The organism is Halorubrum sp. (assembly GCF_046498025.1).
Taxonomy (GTDB): domain Archaea; phylum Halobacteriota; class Halobacteria; order Halobacteriales; family Haloferacaceae; genus Halorubrum.
Genome location: NZ_JAWOBM010000003.1, coordinates 1 through 3,086, shown reverse-complemented (window position 1 = coordinate 3,086; position 3,086 = coordinate 1). Strand labels below are relative to the sequence as shown.

Genomic DNA, 3,086 nt, shown 5'->3' with positions numbered 1-3,086 from the left:
CACGTTGGAGGGTCAGTCCGCGTAGTGAGCGCGGTCAGCGAGCGACGCGCTCTCGGGCGCGAGGGTCGTTTCAAAAGGTGGGGTACGCCCCGTTCCGAAACAACTGGATCGGACAGTTGCAGTCGCACGGTACCGCTCGACGGTCGATGACTGGGTGTGCTGGTCCTCGATGTCGTCGGTACTCACCTCGTGACACATGTTAGCATCCAATTTTATATGAAGGGTTCGCTGCTCGCGCGAGAACCGCCCGTCGACACGCTTTTGCGACGCTGGGGTTCACCGATCGGCCATGGACGGCGACGACTCGGCAGGACGCCCCGTCGGATCGAGCGTGCCCCCCGACGTAGAGCGGTCGCCCGACGGCGGAGAGGACTTCCCGGGCGGTTCGCACGTCCCCGAAAACCCCGATATCAACGACCTGCTCGCGACGCTCGACGCCCTGAGCGACACCGTCGACGAGGGACACGAGCGGGAGCAGGTGCGCCAGACCATCTCGCTCGTCGAGCGGATGCCCGGCAGTTCGGCGTTCAGGACGCGGATCACGAAGTACACCTCGCGGGACATGGCCGAGGCGTTCGTCGGGTCGGTGCTCTTCGCGCTGCCCCTGCTCGTCGAGGGCGGCGTCTTCGAGATCGCGGCCTGGTTCGCCTCGGTGACGCCGGCCGGCGTGCCCGTCTTCCTGATCGTCCACGTGGGGTTCGTGCTGGTGATAACCGCCGGGCTGCTGTACTCCGCCGACTTCAGGCAGATCGAGATCAGCCACCCGATCCTCGGGATCGTCCCGCGGCGCTACGCCGGGATCCTGCTCGTCTCGCTGTTCACGTCCGTGCTCATGATGTTCCTCTGGGGGCGACTCCACGAGGGCGATCCCGCCGCGCTCGAACGGCTCTCCCGGGTGGCGTTCGTCTGGGCCGGGGCCGCGTTCGGCGCGAGCCTCGGCGATATTTTACCGGGCGAGTCGCAGGGAGAGGACATCAACGACTTGGACCTCTCCCTGACCCTCGCCTCCGACGACTGACCGGCTCCGACCCCGCGTCGCGGCCGCCGTTTCCACACCTTTTTCGCCGCGGCGACCGTACCCATGTACATGTCAGCGTTACGTGAAGCGCTCCGGGACCTCCCGGACGCGGTGTTTGCGGACCTGCTCGAATCAGATGACGGGTACGTCCTCGTCGTCGACCTCCCGGGCGCGACCGCGGAGACGACAGAGGTTCTCGCCGAGGACGGTCGGATCGTCATCGAGGGCCGCCGCGAGAAGGGGGTCCCCGAGGGGTTCCGCTACGTCCGCGAGGACCGGCCGCTGTTCCTCGACGCGGAACTCCCGCTTCCGAGCGACGCCGACGGAAGCGGCGCGGACGCCGAGATCGACCGTGGGGTTCTCGAAGTGACTATCCCGAAGCGGACCGGCGACGTCACCCGCACGATCCCGGTCGACGACGGCGACGAGGCCGACGGCTCCGACGACGAGGCCGACGCCTGACGGGTGGTCACGCTGGTTAACCTTCGCGCCTACTGGCGGTTCGTCGTGGTCATTCGGCAGTTCTCGCCGCTGATCGTCGCTTACTGGCGGGACCGAAAGCGGTTCCTCCTGTTCGGCGGGAGCCGCGAGGTCGACGCGGAGACCCAGCGGGAGCGGGCAGCGATCCTCCTCGACATCCTGCTCACCCTCGGCCCGACGTTCATCAAACTCGGACAGATCCTCTCGACTCGCCCGGACATCCTCCCGCCGGCCTACATCGACGTGCTGGAGGGGCTCCAAGACGACGTCCCACCGGCCCCGTGGGAGGAGTCGAAGGTCGTCCTCGAAGACGAGCTCGGGCCCGTCGACGAGACGTTCGACGACTTCGACCGCGATCCGATAAGCGGCGCGAGCCTCGGACAGGTGTACACCGCTCGCTACCAGGGGAACGACGTCGCGGTGAAGGTCCGTCGGCCGGGGATCGAGTCGCTCGTCGAGGCCGACCTCCGGACGATCCGCTGGTCGATCCCGATCGTGAAGCGGTTCACCGGCAGCGGGCAGGCGTTTTCGCTGGAGAACCTCTCCGACGAGTTCGCGAAGACGATCCGCGAGGAGATGGACTACCGGCGCGAGCGGGAGATGCTCGAGGAGATCAAAGCGAACTTCGCGGGCGACGACCGGATCCGGATCCCCGACGTCTACGAGGCTGCCTCGGGCCCGCGCGTGCTCACGATGGAGTACATCGGCGGGACGAAGATCAGCCGGGTCGACGAGCTCGACGCCGCGGGGCTCGACCGGACCGCGATCGCGAAGACGCTCCAGGAGGTGTACCTCCAGATGATCATCGCCGACGGCGTGTTCCACGCCGACCCGCACCCGGGGAACCTCGCGGTCGACGGCGAGGGCGCGGTGATCTTCTACGACTTCGGGATGTCCGGGCGGGTCGACCCGTTCGTCCAGGAGAAGATCGTCGAGTTCTACGTCGCGGTCGCCAGACAGGACACCGACGCGATCCTCGATACCCTGATCTCGATGGGGACGCTCTCGCCGGAGGTCGACCGCGACGTGATGGGCGAGGTGATGGAGCTCGCGATCGCCGACGCCCGCGGCGAGGAGATCGAACAGTACCGCGTCAACCAGATCATCGAGCAGGTGGAATCAACCATCTACGAGTTCCCGCTACGGCTCCCCCGCAACCTCGCGTTGGTCCTCCGTGTCGCCACCGTCGTCGAGGGGGTCTGTGTCACCCTCGACCCCGAGTTCGACTTCATCGCGACCGCGACCGACTACCTCGAGGCCGAGGGGTACTACGAACAGACCGCCCGCGAGATCGCCGAGGACGCCGGCAGACAGCTCCAGCGAACGACGGAGTCGCTTTTCACCGTCCCGCCGAAGGTCGACGCGTTCCTCGACCGGACGAACCGCGGGGACCTCCACGTGGACGTCACGATCCAGGACGAGTCCCGGGTACTGGACAAACTGGCGATGCGGATCGCCTACTCCGTGCTGCTCGCGGTCGGCGTCCTCTCCGCGACGATCCTCTACTCGTTCGCCGATGAGTGGCGGATCGCGGCGGTCGTCCTCCTGCTCGCGGCCCCGCTCGCGGTCGCGTTGTACCGGTCGTTCC

Annotated in this window: 3 protein-coding genes; all 3 read left to right on the top strand. The window is 67.2% G+C overall.

Features of this window, described 5'->3' with window-relative positions:
• The first annotated feature begins 289 nt into the window (after nucleotides 1-289).
• Complete coding sequence (locus R6U01_RS00470) at nucleotides 290-1,018, top strand: DUF2391 domain-containing protein (protein ID WP_410284494.1); 729 nt, start codon at nucleotides 290-292, stop codon at nucleotides 1,016-1,018.
• Between the two features lie 69 nt (nucleotides 1,019-1,087).
• Entirely contained in the window at nucleotides 1,088-1,480 is a 393-nt protein-coding gene (locus R6U01_RS00465) for an Hsp20/alpha crystallin family protein (protein ID WP_410284493.1), read from the top strand.
• A gap of 3 nt (nucleotides 1,481-1,483) precedes the next feature.
• The coding region (locus R6U01_RS00460) for an ABC1 kinase family protein (protein ID WP_410284492.1) at nucleotides 1,484-3,086 on the top strand (1,603 nt) is incomplete at its 3' end.